Raw genomic sequence first — 19,745 nt, forward strand, 5'->3', positions numbered from 1 at the left:
GCATCCTATTGCGCCCCGCCAGCATTGCCAATGGCAAGCCGGTCTGTACAGGGGCGCTTGTCCGACACCCGCGACACGTGTCCCTTTGGCACCCGTCGCGCGCACCCGGACCCTGTGCCGGGAGGGTGACATCCTGATGAAGCTGCGCCGCGCGGGGCGGATCGCCCGATGATGCTGCCTGACATGCTCCCCCCCTTCATCCGGCCCGACAGGCCCGGTCTTACCCCTGACAGGTTAACGCTTTTGTGTTCTCTGGGCAGCTTCATGGTGCCAGAAAGCGCTGCGGGGGCGATGGTTCGCTCAGGATCTAGGCGGCGCGCGCCTGCCTGCCCCCGTGACACTGGCCTCGCCAGAGGTCATTAACAGGCATCCCCTGCCGGAAAGGACATGACATGGACACCCTGGACGACCAGACCCGCATCGAGTTGGAAGCCGCCGCCTTTCGCCGCCTCCGCCAGCACCTGATGGACGACCGCATGGACGTTCAGAACATCGACCTGATGAATTTGGCCGGGTTCTGCCGAAATTGCCTCAGCCGCTGGTACCAGGAGGCCGCCAGCGAACGCGGCATGGACATGGGCAAGGAAGAGGCGCGAGAGGTCTTCTACGGCATGCCCTATGACGACTGGAAAACGGCGCACCAGACCGAAGCGCCCGCCGACAAGCAGGCCGCCTTCGCCACCGCCCTGCGGGACAACGTCACCGACAAATAGACCACGCAAAAGGCCCGCCGGATCACCGACGGGCCTTGCACGGGACAGCAAGACGGCAATCAGATCGCGGTCTTCAGGCTTTCCTCGAGATAGATCTCGCGCAGCCGCGCGGCTACGGGACCGGGCTTGCCATCCCCCAGCGAGGCGCCATCGATCTCGACCACCGGCATGACGAAGGCCGAAGCCGAGGTGATGAAGGCCTCATCGGCCTGCATGGCTTCCTCGATGGTGAAATTGCGTTCCTCGACCTCCATCTGGGCCTCTGCGGCAAAGCGCAACACGGCAGCCCGGGTGATCCCGTGCAGGATGTCGGTGGACAGTTCGCGGGTGATGATCTTGCCGCCCTTGACGATATAGGCGTTGTTGCTGGTGCCTTCGGTGACGAAACCGTCCTCGATCATCCAGGCGTCATCGCAGCCGGCCTTCTTGGCCATCATCTTGCCCATCGACGGGTACAGGAGCTGCACCGTCTTGATGTCGCGGCGATGCCAGCGGACGTCGGGGATCGAGATCACCTTCATGCCGACCTTCGCCGCCGGGCTGTCGGCCAGTCCAGGCTTGTTCTGGGTAAACAGAACGATGGTCGATGGTGTGGTCGCGGGATCGGGGAAGGCGAAATCACGGTCCTCCGGCGCGCCACGTGTAATCTGCAGATAGACCAGCCCATCGGTGATGCCGTTCTTTTCGACCAACTGGCGGTGGATCTCCAGCAGTTCCTCGCTGGTGACGGGCGCGGCCATGTCCAGCTCTCCCAGCGACCGTTCCAGCCGCTTGGCGTGACCGGCGAAATCGATCAGCTTGCCGCCCAGCACGCTGGTCACCTCGTAAACCCCATCGGCCATCAGGAAGCCGCGATCAAAGATCGACACCTTTGCCTCGGTCTCGGGAAGGTAGTCGCCATTCACATAGACGGTACGGGTCATTTCATGTCCTTTTCAGTGAGGCATCAGGCCTCGGTCAGCCCCAGAGTGCGCGATCCGAGGGATGCACCCCCGCATCATCATATTGCAAGGGGCAAGCCCGGTCCGACGCCAGCAACAGCGGGCCATCCAGATCGGTCACCATTGCCCCCTGCGCCAGCAGGACCGCCGGCGCCATGGCCAGCGATGACCCCACCATGCAGCCGACCATGACGTCATACCCTTCGGCCAGCGCGGCGCGGCGCAACTCAAGCGCCTCGGTCAGCCCGCCGGTCTTGTCGAGCTTGATGTTCACCACATCGTACTTGCCCTTCAGACCGGGCAGGCTGTGACGATCATGGCAGCTTTCATCGGCGCAGACGGGCACCGGGCGATCCATGCCGATCAGACCCTCGTCCAGCCCTGCGGGCAGCGGCTGTTCGACCAGCGCCACGCCAAGACGCAGCAGATGGGGCGACAGATCCGCGTAGACCTCCGGCGACCAGCCTTCATTGGCATCAATGATGATCTTCGATGTCGGCGCACCGCGTCGCACGGCCTCGAGCCGGGGCATGTCGTCCGGCGTGCCGAGCTTGATCTTCAGCAGCGGCCGCCAGGCGTGTTTCTCGGCCTGGGCCTGCATCGCAGCGGGCTCATCAAGGGACAGGGTATAGGCCGTGACCTCGGGCTTGGGCGCCGGCAGCCCGGCCAGTTCCCAGACCCGCTTGCCGGCCTTCTTCGACTCAAGATCCCAAAGCGCGCAATCCAGCGCATTCCGCGCCGCGCCCGGTTCCATCAGATCCTGAAGCCCCTTGCGGGTAATGTCATGGGGCAGCGCGGCAATCTCGGCCTCGACCGAGGCCAGCGTCTCGTCATAGCGCGCATAGGGCACGCATTCGCCGCGTCCCACGTGGTCGCCATCGCTTAGCGTGACCGTCAGCACCTCTGCCTCGGTCCGCGCGCCCCGGCTGATCCGGAACACCTGCGCCAGCGGAAAGACATCGCGTGTCACCTCGATCTTCATGAGGTCGCTCCTTCATTCATCCTGTCGGAAATACTCCCGCCGGAGGCCGTGCAAGGCCACTACCGGCGGGACATGGGATCAATGCTCAGCCGAGCGCGACCAGCGCATCCACCAGGCTTTCGGCGCCATAGCGATAGGGGTCCGTGGCCGGCATCCCCATCTCTTCCTCGACCTTGGCGAGGTAGGCCTTGGCAGTTTCCTCGTCCATGTGCTGGGTGTTGACGGAAACCCCGACGACCTTGACGCCCGGATTGACCACCTGGGCCAACCGCAGCGCAATATCCTGCACGTCCTGCAGCGAGGGCAGCGTGTAATCCGGCAGGCCGCGCATGTGCTCGCGGGTCGGTTCGTGGCAAATCACCAGCGCATCGGGCTGACCGCCATGAACCAGCGCCATGGTGACGCCGGAATAGGAGGCATGGAACAGCGACCCCTGCCCTTCGATCATGTCCCAGTGGTCATCATCATTGTCCGGCGTCAGGTATTCCACCGATCCGGCCATGAAATCCGCGATCACGGCGTCCAGCGGCACACCATCGCCGGTGATCAGGATACCGGTCTGCCCGGTGGCCCGGAACGACGATTTCAGCCCACGGGCCTTCATTTCGCGGTCCATGCACAGCGCGGTGTACATCTTGCCGACCGAACAATCGGTTCCCACGGCCAGGCATCGTTTGCCGGTCCGTTTCACGCCGTTGGCGATGGGATATTGCACCGACGGGATACGCACGTCGTGCAGCGTGCGCCCGGTCGCCTCGGCCACGGCCTTCAGATCGGCTTCGTTACGCAGCAGGTTATGCAGGCCCGAAGCAATGTCGAAGCCTTCTTCCAGCGCCGCGATCAGGACCTTCTTCCACGCCGGAGAAATCACGCCGCCCCGGTTCGCAACACCGATGACCAGCGTCTTGGCACCGGCCGCCTTGGCCTCGGCCAGGGTCATGTCCTGCAGCTTCATGTCGGCCTTGCAGCCTTCCATGCGGAACTGGCCGACGCAATTGTCCGGACGCCAGTCCTTGATGCCCTGGGCCACCTTGGCCGCCAGCGGGTCCGGCGCATCGCCGAGGAAAAGCAGATAAGGGGTCTCGATCATGCCGGTGCACTCCATGAATGGTTTTCCTTACGATGCACCGGCAGCGCATCAATTTGTTTGCAAATTACGCGCGCCAACGTCGAATTGGGGGAGGTTTTGCGAACTTTTACCCCCGAGACAGAAGATTCTGCCATGCTGGCGGGCAGCCATGCTGCAGCGCAAAATAGACTTGCCTATCGTTACGCAATTTAATACCAACAAAACAACCAACGGCGCAATTAAGTTTCCCCACGGAGAAGCCGCATGTCCTTCCAGATCCAACCGACGCCCCCGGCCCGCCCAAACCGCTGTCAGCTGTTCGGACCCGGCTCGAACCCAAAGCTGTTTCCCAAAATGGCGGGATCACAGGCGGATGTGATCAACCTCGACCTGGAGGATTCGGTCAGCCCGAACGACAAGGAAGCCGCCCGCGCCAATGTCATCGCCGCGATTGGGGATCAGGGATGGGGCGGCAAGACCCTGTCGGTGCGAATCAACGGTCTGGATACGCCCTGGTGGTACCGCGACGTCGTGGACCTTCTGGAGCATTGTGCCGACCGGCTCGATCAGATCATGATTCCCAAGGTCGGCTGCGCGGCGGATATCTATGCTGTCGACGCGCTTGTCTCTGCCATCGAGGCTGCAAAGGGACGCGGCAAGCGGATTGGCTTCGAGGTCATCATCGAAAGCGCCGCGGGCCTTTCCCATGTCGAGGAAATCGCCGCCGCCTCGCCCCGGATGCAGGCCATGAGCCTGGGCGCAGCGGACTTCGCGGCCTCCATGGGTATGCAGACGACCGGAATCGGTGGCACCCAGGAAGACTACTACATGTTGCGGGAGGGCCAGAAATACTGGCCAGATCCATGGCATTGGGCCCAAGCCGCCATCGTCGCCGCCTGCCGGACCCACGGGCTTTTGCCGGTCGATGGGCCCTTTGGGGACTTCTCGGACGACGAGGGCTATCGGGCGCAGGCGTATCGTTCGGCGGTGCTCGGCATGGTCGGCAAATGGGCCATCCACCCCCGCCAGATCGCCCTCGCGAACGAGGTCTTCACCCCCTCCGCGGAAAAGGTCGCAGAGGCAGAAGCAATTCTTGCCGCAATGCAAGAGGCCCAGACCAAAGGAGCGGGCGCGACGGTCTATAAAGGAAGACTTGTTGACATAGCGTCCATAAAGCAGGCACAAGTAATCGTGAGACAGGCCGAGCTTATCGCCGCGGGGTAACCCAGCAGGCCGGTTCGGCAAAGCGCCCGCGTGAGGAGGACTCGCGGGCGCTTTTTTGATTCTGCAAACCCATTTCAGTTTCCGTCATGCGGCCCTGTCCCGACCCGACCGCAAGGCAGGTCCGGGCGCGTGTTCGCGCCGCCCCTCGCCGCCAAGCCCCCGCTGTCGGTGCGAAACCCGCCCAAGTGGCGAAGCCCTGCCGAAGCCCTTGGCAATGGGTCGCAAACACGCCAGTTTGCCTGCAAGACATGCCTGTCGGGTCCATAACGGCACCGCAGGCCCCAATATCTGACCCCTCGTGACCCGGAGACCTGCCCCGTCATGCGCCTTTTCCAGACATCCCTGCCCGCCGCCCGCAAACTTGCCCCCAAGTGGGCCCCGTACCTGGCCGTCGCCCTGAGCCTTGCCGCCCCCCTGCCCGCCCTGGCGCAATCGGTGGTCGAAAACGACCAGGCCAAGGTGTTCAATGAACGTTGGATGCAAAGCAAGGCGCCCGACAAGGCCGGCCTGCTGATGTACCTGACCCCGGAACGCGCAGTCGCCGGCGAATATTTCTCGATTCGCTGCGAAGAGGGCGGGGGGCGGTCCGTGCGGGTGTCCTTCGCTGAAAAGCTGCCCTCGACCGACGGCAAGGTGCCCCGCAGCGACAAGCCCTATGCGTCCCAGATGCTGGTCGCCGTGGACGGTAACCAGGGCGGCTATGCGCTGGAATATACCGGCCCTGTCGAGGACCCCCAGATCCACAAGGGCACTTTCCACAGCTACCGTGTGCAATTCCCAAGCCCGCAGGCGATGACCGATTTCCTGACCGCCCTGCAACGCGGGCAGGAGCTGACGATTCTCGGCCAGTCGCTGCCGGTAGACCTGACCGGAGCGGGCAAGGCGATCACCGAACAGGCGGCGTATTGCGGTTAATCCCGGCTAGGCTCGCTCATCCTTGGGCGAGCCCATGACGACATATGTCGTCAGGGCGTTGACCTGCGGCAGGGTGCCCAGCACATCGGTGTGAAAGCGCTTGTAACTGCCCAGGTCCGCCGTCTCGATCCGCAGCAGGTATTCCCGTGTCCCGGTGATATTATGGCATTCGCGCACCTCGGGGGCGTGAGCCATGGCGCGCTCGAACCCTTCCTGCGCCGCCTTGGTATGTTCACTGAGCCCGACCGAGACATAGGCCAGAAACCCCTGCCCCATCGCCTCGGCGCTGGTGACGGCCCGGTAGCCAAGGATCACCCCGCCGCGTTCAAGGTCCTGCACCCGGCGCAGGCAAGCCGAAGGCGACAGGCCGACGCGCTCCGCCAGCTCGAGATTCGAGATCCGGCCATTGCGGGAAAGCTCACGCAATATCCTGCGGTTTATGTCGTCAATCTTCGTCATAGATTGTGAAAATAGCACCAGTTCCCGCGCGATCGCAACAACTGGCCACGAAAACAGACATATCATTGCCATACTCTGAACCGACAGGCCCCTCCATGCCCCTTTCCGTCCTCGGCGCGATCTTCGCGTTCTGCTTCGTCTCCACGGTCACCCCCGGACCGAACAACCTGATGGTCATGGCCTCGGGCGCGAACTACGGCTATCGGCGCACCCTGCCGCATATGCTGGGCGTCGCGGTCGGCTTTTCGCTGATGGTGCTGCTGGTCGGTCTGGGCCTGATGCAATTGTTCGACCGCTTTGCAATGCTGCGCGACATCCTGACCGTCGCCTGCGTGATCTACCTGCTTTACCTCGCCTGGAAGGTCGCCCACGCCACCCCACCGCAAGGCGGGGCCGAGGATGGCGCGCGGCCCATGGGATTCTTTCAGGCGGCCGCCTTCCAGTGGGTGAACCCCAAGGCCTGGACCATGGCCCTGAGCGCGATCACCCTTTTCGCGCCCGAACGGAACCTCCTCGGGGTCACCTTGATCGCCCTGTGTTTCGGACTGGTCTGCATGCCGGCGCTCAGCCTCTGGACCCTGCTCGGCCAGCAGGTGCAGCGATGGCTGGGCAACCCGGCGCGGCTGCGCATCTTCAACTGGACGATGGCCGTGCTTCTGGTCGCCTCGCTGGCGCCGGTGCTGATCCCGCACTAAGGCGGATCAGGTTGCTGTCAACGGCAGAAAGATCTCGGTCCGCAGATCGCCAGGCGCCGTGTCGAGCGGCGAATTCAGGTAGACCTCGTAGGATGGCGCGCTGTCCGGCGCTCGTCCCGAGGCCGGCAGCCATGTACCGTAAAGATATTGATAGGCGGCAGGCAGACCCGAATAGGACCCGCTGAACGCCAGCACGGCGGCGTCTCCGGCGGGCATCTCGCGGATCTCCAACACGTCGGGCAGCGGGATATCCTCGGTCAATTCGTAGGCCGCAAAGGATCGCAGGTCATCTTCGGCCACCACCGAGGGATCATCGTAAAAGATCCCGACCATCGCCCCGGCCGAGCCGAAAAGCTGCCCCGCGGCAAAGATTTCCGACAGGCGGGTGAAGGCCTTGTTGATGGTGACATAGCTGCCGCGATGGGCAACCCCCACAAGGCGCCGGGCCGGAGCGAAGGCGATCGTGACGGGATATTCATCAGATGACATGGCAAGGATATCCTTTCCGGGGGCGCAGAGCCGTTATGACGGTCAGTCGGTCCGCCCCATCAGGCTCCGGGGTCTTTCCGTCAGGATACCATGACCCGAGGCGGCAAATCTTGCCTTATTGCATGTTTTGCCCGTCACCTTCATATAACGTGTTGACCGTAGCGGGAGCCCCAGATGACCAATTATCTCGATTTCGAACGTCCCCTGGCCGAGATTGAAGGCAAGGCCGAGGAACTGCGGGCCATGGCCCGCCAGAACGAGGAAATGGATATCGAATCCGAGGCAGCCGCCCTCGACAAGAAGGCGGCGGAGATGCTGAAGGATCTCTATGCCAAGCTGACGCCCTGGCGCAAATGCCAGGTCGCGCGGCACCCCGACCGCCCCCATTGCAAGGATTACATCGAGGCGCTGTTTTCCGAATACACCCCGCTGGCCGGGGACCGGAACTTTGCCGACGATCACGCGGTCATGGGCGGGCTGGCCCGGCTGGGCGACCGCCCGGTGATGGTGATCGGCCATGAAAAGGGCAATGACACCAAGTCCCGGCTGGAACGCAATTTCGGCATGGCGCGCCCCGAAGGTTACCGCAAGGCGATCCGCCTGCTGGACATGGCCGACCGCTTCAACCTGCCGGTCGTGACGCTGGTCGATACCGCCGGCGCCTATCCCGGCAAGGGCGCCGAGGAACGCGGCCAGTCCGAAGCCATCGCGCGCTCGACCGAGAAATGCCTGCAGATCGGCGTGCCGCTGATCAGCATCGTCATCGGCGAAGGCGGATCCGGCGGGGCCGTAGCCTTTGCCGCCGCCAATCAGGTCGCCATGCTGGAACATTCGATCTATTCGGTGATCTCGCCCGAAGGCTGCGCCTCGATCCTGTGGAAGAACCCCGAAAAGATGCGCGAAGCCGCCGAAGCGATGCGCGTGACCGCCCAGGATCTGCACGGCCTAGGGGTGATCGACAAGATCATCCCCGAACCGACCGGCGGCGCACATCGCGCGCCCGTCGAAGCCATGGGGGGCGTTGCCCGCGCGCTGGAAACCATGCTGTCGGAGATGGACGGGAAAACCCGTGCCGAACTGATCGCCGCACGGCGGCAGAAGTTCCTCGACATCGGCTCGAAAGGGCTGGCGGCCTAAGCGGGCTGCGGCGCTTCCGACACTGTACAAGGGCCGCCCATGGGCGGCCCTGTTTGTTCGCGATCAATGTCCGACCTTCGCCAGCACATCGGCCTTCAGGAACCGTTCGATCACCAGCATGAACCCGATCGAGGGCACCAGCAGAAGCAGTGCCGTGATCGAAGCGATCTGGTAGTTGCCCTCCATCGAAGCGGTATAAAGCAGCAGGGGCATGGTCGTGATGTCCGGCGTACCGACGAAGAACGTCCCGGTGAATTCATCGAGCGAGATCAGGAAGACAAAGATCGCGCTGGCCATGAGGCCAGGCAGGGCCAGAGGCAAGGTCACAGTGCGAAAGACCGTCCAGGCTGAAGCCCCCATGTTCTGCGCCGCTTCTTCCAACTGCCGGTCCACTGCGCCGAAGGCCGCCGCCGCGATCCAGACCGAAAACACCATGCCTTGCAACGCATGCACCAGAACGACGCCCAGAAAGGTTCCGTTCAGCCCGATGGTATAGAAGATCCGCGCGATGTTCATGTGCACGCCAAGCGCCGGGAAGGCCTGCGGCAGCAAGAAGATCAGCAGGAAAAGCACGCGGAACGGCAGCCGCCCCCGGCCAAGGGCCAGCCCGGCCGGAATCGCGATGATCAGCGACACCCCCACCGTCATACCGGCTATGATCACCGAGTTTCCCAGCGACACCAGCGCATGGCCCTGGGGACGAAAGACCCGCTCCCAAAAGGCAAAGCCATAGGATTGAGGCAGTTTCGCAGGGAAATACCAGGTCTCGGCAAAGGCCCAGAGGATCATGTTCGAAATCGGCCCGAAGATCGCCAGCGCCAGCAGCGCCACCGCCATCCCGATCAGTGCAGATCGCATCAATCCCGGCATCAGGCAGCCCCTCCGCGCGTCTGCAGCTCGCCTCGCAGATAGATCCACGCCACGCCCGCTGTCATGAGATAGGCGATGAAGCCAAGCGCATTGGCGACGCCGTAATCACCGTATGCATTGATCCGCCACGCCATATCCACGGTCAGCATGGTTGGTTGCTGGGCGTTGATCATCATCGGCACCGACAGGACCGACATCATCGTCACATAACTTAGGATCAGCCCGACCATCAGGGTCCGCGAGATCTGCGGGACGATGATCCCCAACAGGATCCGGCCACGTTTCGCCCCCATGTTCTGCGCCGCCTCGATCATCGCGCGGTCCATTGCCGCCATGGCCCCGGCCACCAGAAGCGTCACGAAAGGCGTCTGCTTCCAGACAAAGGTGATCACGATGCCCCGCCAATCCAGGTAGCTGGCGGTCTGCAGCGGGGCCAGCAGGCCCAATTCGACCAGCGCATTGTTCATCATGCCGTTCTTGGCCAGGAAGGTGCGCATCACCTGCGCCGCGACCACGAAGGGAATGAAGAGCGGCCAGCGATACAGCCAGCGCAAAAGCGTCACTGCCCACCCGCTGCGCCCAAGCGTAAGGTAACCCGCGATGGCCAGCGAGAACCCCGCGATCAGCGCGGTCGCAAGGGTCACGATCACCAGCGAGAACAGGATGTCGGCGGAATAATACTCCCAGGCCTTCAGGAAATTGCCGATGCCCCAGGTCTGCGCCTCTTCCTCTCGGAATGCCCAGAGCAGCGAATAGCCAAGCGGCATCATGAACAGACCGGCCATCAGTGCCAGCGCGGGCGCGATCAGCAGAAGGGACGCTTTGGAAGAGATCATGCTGCCCTCCGCAGGCAGGTAGGGGCGGCGCAGGCCGCCCCCCTGAAGCCTCAGTTGGAGACTTCGGTTTCGTATTGATCCATCAGATCGGTGAAGAAGGGCCCAAGCGGGAAGGGCTTGGCCTTTTCCGACAGATCCGCAGGGGTCACATCGGTGAACAGCTTGTCCCAGCTTGCCTCGTCCATCGAGGCTTCGAGGTGCTGCGCGTCGATGCCCGGATACCAGTTGAACTTCTTCACGATGCCTTCGGCCTGCACCTCGGGCGAGGTGGCCAGCGCGATGAACTTGCGGGCGGCTTCGGCATGGGCCGTCTTGGCGGGAATAGCGTAGTAATAGGGCTGACCCGGCATGCCCGGCTCGGGCAGGGTGATCTTCAGGTTCGGGTTCAGGCGGCCATCGGCCTGCCAGCTGTAGAACATGTCTACCCAGACCGGGCCCATCGCGATCTCGCCACGGTTCAGCATGTCCAGCGTGCCGGCATTGCCCGGCGTGAAGGTGACGCTTTGGTTGAAAGTCTTCAGATCCGCGAGGGCCTCGGCCCAGCCGGCTTCGGCACCGGCATCATAGGGGCCTTCCATCAGGGTCTTGGGATCGCTACCGCCGAAGGCATAGATCCATGCGGTCGCAAAGGCGACGCCCGACATACCGTTCTTGATGCCGTTATAGCCAAAGGCGCCGGGGTTGGCCTCGGACCAGGTCTTGATCCCTTCGAGCGAGGTCGGGACGTCCTGCACCAAGTCGGGGTTATAGGCGATGGCGGTCTGAGACATGAACATCGGCATCACATAGCCGTCGACATCGGTGCCAAGCGCCATTTTCGCGGCGTCCGAAGTCACCAAAGCGCCGGTTTCGATCTGATCGCGGTACTTTTGCAGCAACCCCTCCGTCACCATTTCAGCGGTCTTCAGCTGGTTGGTCACGATCACGTCCGTGTCCCAGGTCGGCTGGTCCTTCTGGGCTGTCAGCTTCTCCAGCACCGCCTGAGAGCCGGCATCGCCGGGGCCGGTTCCGAGGGACTTGACCGTCCAGCCGGGGTTCTGTTCTTCGAAAAGCGGGCCGAGATAGTCGGTCACGTAGTCGACCATATTCTCGCTGCCGCCGGTGACGACGACAAGGGTTTCGGCCTGCGCGGCATTGGCGGTGACCAATGCAACCGCCGCCGAGGCGAAAAGCTTTGCAATTCTGGATGACATGGTATTTCTCCGGAAGGGTCAGGGGGGAGGTCGCGGCACAAGCGGCCGCCTTTCAGCCGGTCGCGGCGGTCTGGGATCTTGCAGGAAACAGACTGAGCGCCGTGGCCGGCACACCCAGTTCGACAAAACTGCCGACAGGGCGTTTCTGGCTGGCATCGGCCATGAGCCGAAGCGCGCCAATTTCAACTTCGTGACGATAGGTCGACCCGAGGTAGGCGTGCTGCACCACCTTGCCGCGCAGCAGCAGGGCCTCGGCGGGGTCAGGATCGAAATGCGCCGCGTCCGAGCGGAACATCACCTGCGCCGGTCCAGTTGGCAGGCCTTCGGGCGCATGCAGGGCGGCGCGGGGCAAAGTCACCACACTGGCATCGGGCAGGGTCAGCGCAAGGCGCGCGGCCTCGGCCCGGACCTCGACCGGAAGCGCATTCGTGGCCCCCATGAAGCGCGCGACATAGCTGTTCGCCGGACGATGATAGATCTGCTCCGGCGTGCCGATCTGCGCGATCTGCCCCTTGTTCAGGATCACCACCCGGTCCGCCATCGACATCGCCTCTTCGCGGTCATGGGTGACAAGGATCGTGGTCAGGCCAAGCCGCTGTTGCAGGGCGCGGATTTCATGGCGCATCGCGACACGGATGCCGGCATCGAGGTTCGAAAGCGGCTCGTCCAGCAGCAGCACCGGGGGATCTATCGCAAGGGCGCGGGCCAGCGCCACGCGCTGTTTCTGCCCGCCCGACAGGGCCGGGATCTTGCGCGCGGTCAACTCTCCCAACCCGACAAGCGCGGCCATCTCGGCCACGCGGCGGGTGATCTCGGCCCGGCCGGCGCCGCGCAGCTTCAACCCGTAGCCGATGTTCTGTGCCACGGTCATATGCGGCCAGAGCGCGTAGGACTGGAACATCATCGCCATGCCGCGGGTTTCGGGCGGGGTCCGGCTAAGGTCCCGGTCATCCAGAAGGATCTGCCCCTGACGCACAGGTACGAACCCCGCCAGCGCGCGCAGCAAGGTGGTCTTGCCACAGCCCGAAGCGCCCAGCAGGGCAATGAATTCGCCCGCGCGCACCTCAAGCGACAGATCGGCGATCACATCCGTTCTGTCGTATCCCAGATGCAGACCACGCAGCGTGATCGCCTTGCCAAGGGGCGCGCGGGTCTGCGTCGTCGCGATGGGGGTCTGCAGCATCCGGGCGGCCCTTCATAATTCTGCTACACAAAGTATGCACACGTGTTCATATACGGGTAGAGCGTGACAAGGTTATGACGCCCGACCAGAAAGAAAGCTGCGCCGATGAGCCCTTCCCAGCCTCCCCCCACACGCCCGCACCGCGTCACCGCGGCCGATGTCGCGAAGAAGGCCGGGGTATCGCGGTCCGCCGTATCCCGCGCCTTTACGGAGGGCACCTACCTCGACAAGGAGAAACGCGTGTCGATCCTGCAGGTTGCGGCGGATCTCGGCTATCGGCCCAACGCCCTTGCAGCGGGGTTGCAGGCGCAGGGGCGATCCAACCTGGTCGCGGTCGTCACCGGGGACCTTGCCAACCATTACGACGGAGAGATCCTTGCCAAGCTGATCCACCGCCTCAGGGATCTGGGCAAGTGGCCCATGGTCATCGGCGGTGGCGAAATGACAGAATCGGATGTTCTCGGGGTGCTCGGCTTTCCGCTGGATGCGATGATTCTGCGCGGCGGGTCGGTCCCGGATCAGGTCGTGGAAGAATGCCTGAAGCTGCAGATCCCGCTGATCGTCTCGGGTCGCGTGCTGGACCGTCCGGGGGTGGATTCGGTCTGCTGCGACAATGAAACCGGGGCGGAACTGGCCGTCGGGGCATTGGTCGCGGCCGGGCGACGCCGGATTGCCTATCTGGGCGGGCGGCAGGACCTGACCTCGGACCGCGAACGCCGCGCCGGGTTCGTCGCCGCAATGGCCGCTGCGGGCCTGACACCGGTCGCCTTGTTCAGCGGAGACTACAGTTTCGACGGCGGGGCCAGTCAGGCGCGCCAGCTTCTGACGCAGCATCCCCAGATCGACGGTCTGTTCTGTGCCAATGATGCGATGGCGCTTGGCGCGATTGCCATCGCCGGGCAGGAATGCGACCGAAAGGTCCCCGAAAGCCTGTCGGTCATAGGGTTCGACGATATCGCCATGGCCCGCTGGCCCGCGATTGCCCTGTCGACCATCCGCAACGACATGGATGAAACCGTATCTCAGATGATGCGCCTGCTGAGCGCCCGGCTTGCCGATCCCGACAGCCCATCGCGGGTCATCCGCATTCCTCCCGAATTCATTGCCAGGAATACCCATTGAACACGGATCTTTCGCTGTGGCTGGTCCCGGCCCGGTCGCAGGCCGCGCGACTGCGCACCCGGATCGACGATCTGGCAGCCCGGACAGGGCGGCCCGGTTTTGCGCCCCATCTGACGCTTCTGGGCGATCTGCCGGTGTCCAGAGACCGCCTGCAAGCGGCCCTGCACGACACCGGCGATGCTGCCGCGCCCGAGATGCAGGTGCGTGCCATCGGGGCCGAGCCGCATTACTTCAAATCGCTCTATCTGGATTTCGGGACACAGCCGGACCTCAACCGGTGGCGCGATGATATCCTTGCGCGCCTGCGGCTGGCCCCCTCGCCCTTCGCACCGCATCTCAGCCTGGCCTATGGGCCGCTGGAGCCCTGCGAAAAGGACGAAATCCAGCGCCTCGGCGATCTGATCGGCGAGACCCTCCGCCTTGAGGCGTTGCAGATTGTCCATTCGAACCGCAGCCTGCCTCCGGAGCAGTGGCGGGTTTTGTCGGAGGTCCCCTTGGCGGCAAGGCCGCGCTGATCCCCTGCCCCCGGCGCGGCAAAGCTACCCCTCGGCGCGCATCCCGGCGGCAAAGCTTTCGGCCAGAGCCATGACAGCGGCATGGACAGGGCCTGCAGTGATCGCCGGAATGACCGAACTGTCAACGATCCAGAGGTTGTCGAGCCCGCGCATCCGCAGGTCCGCATCCGTCACCGAGGCCTCGTCCGCGCCCATGCGGCAGGTGCCGACGGGGTGGTGGTGGGTGATCGCACTTCGGGCGATGAAATCATCCAGGGCCGCGTCATCGGCTACGACAGGCCCCGGCAGGACCTCTTCCTGCACCCATTCCGACAGCGGCGCGCTGCGGGCGACGGCGCGGGCGCGGTCCAGGGCGATGCGGAACATCCGGCGGTCGTGGTCCGTCTGCAGGTAGCGCGGGTCGATCACCGGCTTGTCGTCGATCCGAGGCCCCGTCACATGCAGCGCGCCCCGGCTGGTCGGGTGGGTAACACCGAACAGCAGGGTAAAGGCCTCGCCCGGCGGCGGGGCATCGAACCCTTCGGCGGCACTTGGACCGACGACGCAACCGACAACGATATCGGGCTTGCCTGTGGTGCGGGAAGGGTCAGCGGATTGGTAGGTCATGGATTCCGATAGCTGCAACCGCGACGGGGCCAGGGGCCGCGCGGATCGGTAGAGGTTCCCGGCGCCCAGCAGGTGGTCATGCAGGTTGCGCCCGATCTCGGACCGCGCGTCGCGACAGGCGATCCCGGCGGCGGACAACACCGCCGGATCGCCATAGCCGGAGCGCATGAGCAGCAGCGGGCTGGCGATGGCGCCCATCGCCAACAGGACGCACCCTCCGGTCACCGTCCCGGGCTGACCATGTCGCGTGACCTCGGCGCCGGTCACGCGGGCACCCTGCACGGTCAGCCGGTGGACCAGCGTGTCATCAAGGACCGTCAGGTTGGGCCGGGCCAGCACCTCGGACGTCAGGTAGGCGTCGGCCACGGTGACCCGCCTGCCGTCGCGGATCATCAGGGCATTCGGCGTCGCCCCGATCATCTCGCGCCCGTTGTGATCCGCCAGACGCGGCAGGCCAAGGGCGGTCCAGCTGCGGATGTAATCGCCCACGATCGGATGGCTTTCGCCCTGCGGCAACAGGACCGGCATCGGGCCGTCGCCACCGTGCAGATCGTCCGCCCCTGTGGAACAGCTTTCAGACATGCGGAAATAGGGCAGCAGGCTGTCGTAGGACCAGCGCTGCGAGCCGGTCAGGCGCGCCCATGTGTCGAAATCCTCGGGGTGCCCGCGCACATGGGCCATGGCGTGCAGGTTGCTGGACCCGCCAAGCGCCCGGCCCCGCGCCCAGTGATGCCGCCGGCCTGCGGTGCCCGGTTGCGGTTCGGTCACGAAACCCCAGTCAAAATCCCGCCCCTGGATAAAGGGCCACATGGCAGGGCGGGCGATATCGGGGTCGTTCGGCCAGCCGCCGGCCTCGACCAGCGTGACCTCGCAGGTGGGGTCCTGCGACAGGCGGGCCGCAAGGATACAGCCGGCAGACCCGGCGCCGAGGATCAGGATATCGGTCATGGGGCGTTCCCTGCAGTTCGGGCTTCCGGATCAGGCCGCCAATTCAGGCCGCATCGGTCGAGCGAGAGCCCAGCCTTCCCGTCAACTTGCGCTGCGTTCGCTCAAGGTGCTCATACATCGCCTGTTCGGCACTGTCGGGGTCGCGTTCGGCAATGGCGGCGGCGATTTCCTGATGTTCCAGATCGCGCGCACGGACGCGCTCGACGGTGGTATTGCTGTCGGAATCGCTGTCGGTAAACCGCAGCCGGGCATCGTTCTGGACCCGGTGCAGCAGGATATGCAGCTCTGACGCCAGCGAATTGCGCGACCCGGCGGCGACGGCGCGGTGGAATTCCTGATCCGCCTGGCTGGGCGACATCCCCCCCGGCGAGGTCGAGGTTTGCACAATCCGCGCGATCTCGTCCGGCGAGGCCCGCAGCGCTGCAAGCCGGGCCAACGAGGGTTCGATCATCAGGCGCATTTCCATCACTTCCAGCGGGTTGGTGGATTGCACCAGCCGGGCGCTTGGCGTCGACTTGTCCGGCGCCGCGCGACGACCGCTTTTCGCCGGCTCGAGTTCTCCGTTGTCGCGCAGGGTCTTGAGCGCCTTGCGCAGGGTATGACGCGACACGTCAAGCTGTTCGGACAGCCTGCGTTCCGGCGGGATCTTGGGGCTTTCCGACAGGAGGCGGCGCAGGTTCGCCAGCACCGTCTCCAGCTTGTCGTCCTGCTCGGCTCCGCCTGCGGGCTGGTCGGGCAAGTGATCCTGATCGCTCATACCTACCTCGTTCTCCTCGTCTGGCCGAAGCTTTCGGTTGCCATGGCAGGGCAGCCATATGCCTTTTGTTTTGCAGAAGTTTGAGAGAATTGCGCCCGCTTTGCAACCAAAAAGTCAAATCTGGTCAGAAGTTGGTTGCCGATTTGGTTGGCATATGGTTGGATTTGGTTGCGCCCCGTCTGCACACAGGGGGCGCTGGTCGCGCGGCGCCTTGCCTTACCCCTGGCCAGCCCCAAAAGGAGCCGATCGTGCAAGGGGCCGGGAAAGGCCGGACAGAAACCGACAGGATCGAACCGATGAATGACAGTCTTGCCGCCACTGCGGCCCCCGCCCTTTTCACGCTGACCACCGGACCGGTGAATTGCTATCCAGAGGTCCTCTCGGCCATCGGCAAGCCGGTCCTTTACGACTACGACCCCAGCTTCCTCGAACATTATCAATCGGTTGTCCTGAAACTGCAGAAGGCCCTCGGGATCAGCACCATGCCGGTCATCCTGCAAGGCGAGCCGGTTCTGGGCCTCGAAGCGGCAGCACATGGTCTGGTCGCGCCGGGGGACAGGGTGCTGAACCTGGTTTCCGGGGTCTACGGGGCGGGCTATGGCGAATGGCTCAAACCGCTTGCGGGGGCGTTTCACGAAATCCGCGTGGGCTATGATCAGGCCATAGACCCGGCCGATGTGCAGGCCTTCCTTGCGGCGCATCTCGACACGGCCGTGGTCGCGGTCTGCCATCACGACACGCCCTCGGGGACGCTGAACCCGATCGCCGAGATCGGCAAGATCGTCCAGGCCCATGGCGCGTTGCTCATCGTCGACGCGGTGTCGTCCTGGGCAGGCATGGAGATCGACATCGAAGGCATCGGCGCCGACCTTCTGATCACCGGCCCGAACAAATGCCTCGGCTGCCCGCCGGCCCTGTCGATCCTCACCCTGTCCGACCGCGCCTGGGCCAAGCTGGAGGCGAACCCGAAGGCGCCGCGCGCCTCTATCCTGTCGATCCTCGACTGGAAGACGGCCTGGAAGGCCAGCGAGGGCTTTCCCTTCACCCCTTCCGTGGCCGAGATCAACGCGCTGGATGCCGGGCTCGACCGCTACCTGTCCGAAACGCCCGAAGCGGTCTGGGCCCGCCACGCCCTGACGGCCAGGGCCATGCGCGCCGGGGTCAAGGCCATGGGGCTGACCCTCTGGGCGACGGATGAAGCGATTGCCTCGCCCACCTGCACGGCCGTCAGGCTGCCCGAGGGCGTCGACGAGACCCTGTTGCGCAACCGGATGAAGCAGGATTACGGCGTGGTCATATCCTCGGGTCGGGCCGAGACCTTCAACGCCCTGGTGCGCATCGGCCACATGGGGCCGACCGCCTATCCGCTGTATGCGGTGCTGGCGCTGACGGCCCTCGGCGGGGCAATGGGCGCGCTGACGGGCAAGCCGCTCGACATCGGGGCGGGGGTCGCGGCGGCGAACCGGGTCATTCAGGGCTGAGGCATCCTCCTCAGCCATGCACCACCTTGCCATCGCGGGTCATCGCCACACCGTCCAGCGACAGCGAACAGCCCCGCAGCGGGATATCCAGATGGCAAGGCGTGTCGCGGCTGCCGCCCGCTTCGGTATTCGGGCCGGTCGAGAACAGGAAGTTGCCCTCGAAACAGCGCGCATCCATGAACAACGCAGCCTCGCGGTCATAAAGCCCCATGGTCGTCCAATGGGCGCGGGGGTCCAGCCCCCAGCCGACATGGGCCATGGCATAGGCATCGGGATCGTCAAAGCTGTCCATGAAGGCACGGATATACTCGGCCGTCATGCCGCCGCCCGCGACGCGGGTGACAAAGCCCTTGTCGATGGTCAGGGTAACGCGGTCGCGGGCATAGGTCTTGAAAGGCAGAAGGATGTCACCTTCGTCGATGACGATGGTGCCTTCGCTGCTGCCTTCATCGGGCCAGCGGGCAATCATGCAGCTTGGCCAATGGTCCCAACGGCCCGGCTCATCGGCCAGACCGTATTGCATCAGCACCGGGTATTGCCCGAGCGCACAATGGAAATCCGTCCCCGCAGCCGAGGTCACATGCATCGCGCGCGCCGGCTCCATGAACCTGTTGGCGGCCCGGACGCGGGCCTTGAAATCGGGCGTCGGCATCATGCGCATCATGGTCTCTGGCGGTTCGACCGCCAGCAGCATGCGCGTGCCCTTCTTCAGGATCTCTTCCTGTTCGGGCGAGAACAGCAGCTGCATCGTGTCGATGATCATATCCGCGGATTCCAGCGCCTTCATCGCCACCGTGTTGAAAGCCAGAGGGGTCTTGCCGACATAGCCGGACTTGTCTCGCGACAGGGCCTTTTCGCCATTGATCGGCGGCAGGTGGATCAGCGTCAGCACCGCGCCCATCAGGCCGACGGCCACGCGCGCGCAGCGCACGATCTGCGGGTTGCTGTCGTCGGACATCAGAATCGCGACCTGTTCACCAGGCCGGACCTTGCACTGCTCCAGCACGTCTTTCCACGCGATGACGAAATCTGCGTCACTGATCGGCATGTCTGTCTTGCTCCTTTTCGGGGCCCTTGGGGCGATGTCTCTAGCGGCGTTCGCCAAGCGGATGGAAGCCGCGATTGAAATGCAGCAGGGGCGGGCGATCGGGGTTGACCGAGACCTCTTCGACCCGCCCGATAAAGATGCTGTGGCTGCCCGCAACCAGCGCCTGATCGAGACTGCAAGCGATATGGGCCAGCGCGTGGGCATAAGCGGGCGCCCCGTTGAGGGTTTCGACCCAGTCATGGCCGTCGAACTGCGCGGCCCCGCTGCGCCCGGTCATCCCGGCAAAGTCGGCGGCCAGATCCTGCGCGTCCTCGCCCAGCAGGTTGACGCAGAAGTGCCCCGCCTCGGTAATCGCCTCATGCGTGGCGCCGCTGCGGTTGACGCAGACCAGCACCGTCGGCGGCTCCATCGTCACCGAGGAAAACGCCGTGGCGGTCAGCCCGCGCCGCTGATCCCCCTTGCCGGCAGTGATCACAGTCACGCCCGACGCGAAATGGCGCATCGCCATCTTCAGGCCATCGACCGCATCGGAGCGCGGGAAGGTCATGGGTATCGTCATACG

General features: G+C 64.4%; 21 protein-coding genes. 8 read left to right on the forward strand and 13 right to left on the reverse strand.

Annotation, left to right across the window (positions count from 1 at the left end):
• Nucleotides 1-401 precede the first annotated feature (401 nt).
• Nucleotides 402-713 (forward strand): DUF1244 domain-containing protein, encoded by a 312-nt coding sequence (locus PSAL_RS12030; protein WP_119838534.1) that lies wholly within the window; start codon nt 402-404, stop codon nt 711-713.
• Between the two features lie 59 nt (nt 714-772).
• On the opposite strand, the gene PSAL_RS12035 is transcribed toward PSAL_RS12030, so the two are convergent.
• From PSAL_RS12035 to dgcN, 3 genes are all read right to left on the reverse strand, one after another.
• Nucleotides 773-1,636 (reverse strand): D-amino-acid transaminase, encoded by an 864-nt coding sequence (locus tag PSAL_RS12035; RefSeq protein WP_119838476.1) that lies wholly within the window; start codon nt 1,634-1,636, stop codon nt 773-775.
• Between the two features lie 34 nt (nt 1,637-1,670).
• Nucleotides 1,671-2,636 (reverse strand): N-acetyl-D-Glu racemase DgcA, encoded by a 966-nt coding sequence (gene dgcA, locus PSAL_RS12040; RefSeq protein WP_119838477.1) that lies wholly within the window; start codon nt 2,634-2,636, stop codon nt 1,671-1,673.
• Between the two features lie 85 nt (nt 2,637-2,721).
• A complete protein-coding gene (gene dgcN / locus PSAL_RS12045) occupies nt 2,722-3,726 on the reverse strand; it encodes an N-acetyltransferase DgcN (protein ID WP_119838535.1) in 1,005 nt (334 codons plus the stop codon).
• A 243-nt stretch (nt 3,727-3,969) separates the two neighbouring features.
• Here dgcN and PSAL_RS12050 point away from each other — a divergent pair, with 243 nt between their 5' ends.
• Both PSAL_RS12050 and PSAL_RS12055 read left to right on the forward strand, forming a co-directional pair.
• A complete protein-coding gene (locus tag PSAL_RS12050) occupies nt 3,970-4,929 on the forward strand; it encodes an L-malyl-CoA/beta-methylmalyl-CoA lyase (protein WP_119838478.1) in 960 nt (319 codons plus the stop codon).
• Between the two features lie 321 nt (nt 4,930-5,250).
• Nucleotides 5,251-5,844 (forward strand): hypothetical protein, encoded by a 594-nt coding sequence (locus PSAL_RS12055; RefSeq protein WP_119838479.1) that lies wholly within the window; start codon nt 5,251-5,253, stop codon nt 5,842-5,844.
• A 6-nt stretch (nt 5,845-5,850) separates the two neighbouring features.
• On the opposite strand, the gene PSAL_RS12060 is transcribed toward PSAL_RS12055, so the two are convergent.
• On the reverse strand, nt 5,851-6,303 hold the full coding sequence (locus tag PSAL_RS12060; RefSeq protein WP_119838480.1) for an Lrp/AsnC family transcriptional regulator: 453 nt from the start codon (nt 6,301-6,303) through the stop codon (nt 5,851-5,853).
• 95 nt (nt 6,304-6,398) lie between these two features.
• Here PSAL_RS12060 and PSAL_RS12065 point away from each other — a divergent pair, with 95 nt between their 5' ends.
• Nucleotides 6,399-6,998 carry a LysE family translocator gene (locus PSAL_RS12065; protein ID WP_119838481.1) on the forward strand — a complete coding sequence of 200 codons (600 nt, stop codon included), beginning with the start codon at nt 6,399-6,401 and terminating at the stop codon, nt 6,996-6,998.
• Between the two features lie 6 nt (nt 6,999-7,004).
• Here PSAL_RS12065 and PSAL_RS12070 read toward each other — a convergent pair whose 3' ends face one another.
• Nucleotides 7,005-7,487, reverse strand: a complete 483-nt coding sequence (locus tag PSAL_RS12070) for an AraC family transcriptional regulator (protein ID WP_119838482.1) — start codon at nt 7,485-7,487, stop codon at nt 7,005-7,007.
• 174 nt (nt 7,488-7,661) lie between these two features.
• On the opposite strand from PSAL_RS12070, the gene PSAL_RS12075 reads away from it, so the two are divergent.
• Nucleotides 7,662-8,624 carry an acetyl-CoA carboxylase carboxyltransferase subunit alpha gene (locus tag PSAL_RS12075; RefSeq protein WP_119838483.1) on the forward strand — a complete coding sequence of 321 codons (963 nt, stop codon included), beginning with the start codon at nt 7,662-7,664 and terminating at the stop codon, nt 8,622-8,624.
• 63 nt (nt 8,625-8,687) lie between these two features.
• Here the strand turns inward: PSAL_RS12075 and PSAL_RS12080 are convergent, their stop codons facing one another.
• From PSAL_RS12080 to PSAL_RS12095, 4 genes are read right to left on the reverse strand one after another with little or no spacing between them, the layout of a single operon-like run.
• The gene (locus PSAL_RS12080; protein ID WP_231388504.1) at nt 8,688-9,482 is read right to left on the reverse strand and encodes an ABC transporter permease; all 795 of its coding nucleotides are present in this window, start codon (nt 9,480-9,482) and stop codon (nt 8,688-8,690) included.
• Nucleotides 9,483-9,493: 11 nt separating this feature from the next.
• Nucleotides 9,494-10,330, reverse strand: a complete 837-nt coding sequence (locus PSAL_RS12085; protein WP_119838485.1) for an ABC transporter permease — start codon at nt 10,328-10,330, stop codon at nt 9,494-9,496.
• Nucleotides 10,331-10,380: 50 nt separating this feature from the next.
• The gene (locus PSAL_RS12090) at nt 10,381-11,523 is read right to left on the reverse strand and encodes an extracellular solute-binding protein (protein WP_119838486.1); all 1,143 of its coding nucleotides are present in this window, start codon (nt 11,521-11,523) and stop codon (nt 10,381-10,383) included.
• 52 nt (nt 11,524-11,575) lie between these two features.
• On the reverse strand, nt 11,576-12,706 hold the full coding sequence (locus PSAL_RS12095; RefSeq protein WP_119838487.1) for an ABC transporter ATP-binding protein: 1,131 nt from the start codon (nt 12,704-12,706) through the stop codon (nt 11,576-11,578).
• A gap of 105 nt (nt 12,707-12,811) precedes the next feature.
• Between PSAL_RS12095 and PSAL_RS12100 the strand changes: the two genes are divergently transcribed.
• Both PSAL_RS12100 and PSAL_RS12105 read left to right on the forward strand, forming a co-directional pair.
• Nucleotides 12,812-13,828, forward strand: coding sequence for a LacI family DNA-binding transcriptional regulator (locus PSAL_RS12100; RefSeq protein WP_119838488.1), 1,017 nt, complete (start codon nt 12,812-12,814; stop codon nt 13,826-13,828).
• Nucleotides 13,825-14,343, forward strand: a complete 519-nt coding sequence (locus PSAL_RS12105) for a 2'-5' RNA ligase family protein (protein WP_196222740.1) — start codon at nt 13,825-13,827, stop codon at nt 14,341-14,343. The genes PSAL_RS12100 and PSAL_RS12105 overlap by 4 nt, the downstream gene beginning before the upstream one ends.
• Before the next feature lie 24 nt (nt 14,344-14,367).
• Here the strand turns inward: PSAL_RS12105 and PSAL_RS12110 are convergent, their stop codons facing one another.
• Both PSAL_RS12110 and PSAL_RS12115 read right to left on the reverse strand, forming a co-directional pair.
• The gene (locus PSAL_RS12110) at nt 14,368-15,897 is read right to left on the reverse strand and encodes a GMC family oxidoreductase (protein WP_119838490.1); all 1,530 of its coding nucleotides are present in this window, start codon (nt 15,895-15,897) and stop codon (nt 14,368-14,370) included.
• A 43-nt stretch (nt 15,898-15,940) separates the two neighbouring features.
• A complete protein-coding gene (locus PSAL_RS12115) occupies nt 15,941-16,654 on the reverse strand; it encodes a FadR/GntR family transcriptional regulator (RefSeq protein ID WP_119838491.1) in 714 nt (237 codons plus the stop codon).
• Between the two features lie 296 nt (nt 16,655-16,950).
• Here PSAL_RS12115 and ppaT point away from each other — a divergent pair, with 296 nt between their 5' ends.
• Nucleotides 16,951-18,135 (forward strand): pyridoxamine--pyruvate transaminase, encoded by a 1,185-nt coding sequence (gene ppaT / locus PSAL_RS12120; RefSeq protein ID WP_119838536.1) that lies wholly within the window; start codon nt 16,951-16,953, stop codon nt 18,133-18,135.
• Nucleotides 18,136-18,145: 10 nt separating this feature from the next.
• Here the strand turns inward: ppaT and PSAL_RS12125 are convergent, their stop codons facing one another.
• Together PSAL_RS12125 and PSAL_RS12130 are read right to left on the reverse strand one after the other, a co-directional pair.
• The gene (locus tag PSAL_RS12125) at nt 18,146-19,183 is read right to left on the reverse strand and encodes a 2,5-dihydroxypyridine 5,6-dioxygenase (protein WP_119838492.1); all 1,038 of its coding nucleotides are present in this window, start codon (nt 19,181-19,183) and stop codon (nt 18,146-18,148) included.
• Nucleotides 19,184-19,223: 40 nt separating this feature from the next.
• Nucleotides 19,224-19,742 carry a flavin reductase family protein gene (locus tag PSAL_RS12130; protein WP_196941852.1) on the reverse strand — a complete coding sequence of 173 codons (519 nt, stop codon included), beginning with the start codon at nt 19,740-19,742 and terminating at the stop codon, nt 19,224-19,226.
• Between the last annotated feature and the right edge of the window lie 3 nt (nt 19,743-19,745).

This window comes from Pseudooceanicola algae, from assembly GCF_003590145.2.
GTDB lineage: Bacteria > Pseudomonadota > Alphaproteobacteria > Rhodobacterales > Rhodobacteraceae > Pseudooceanicola > Pseudooceanicola algae.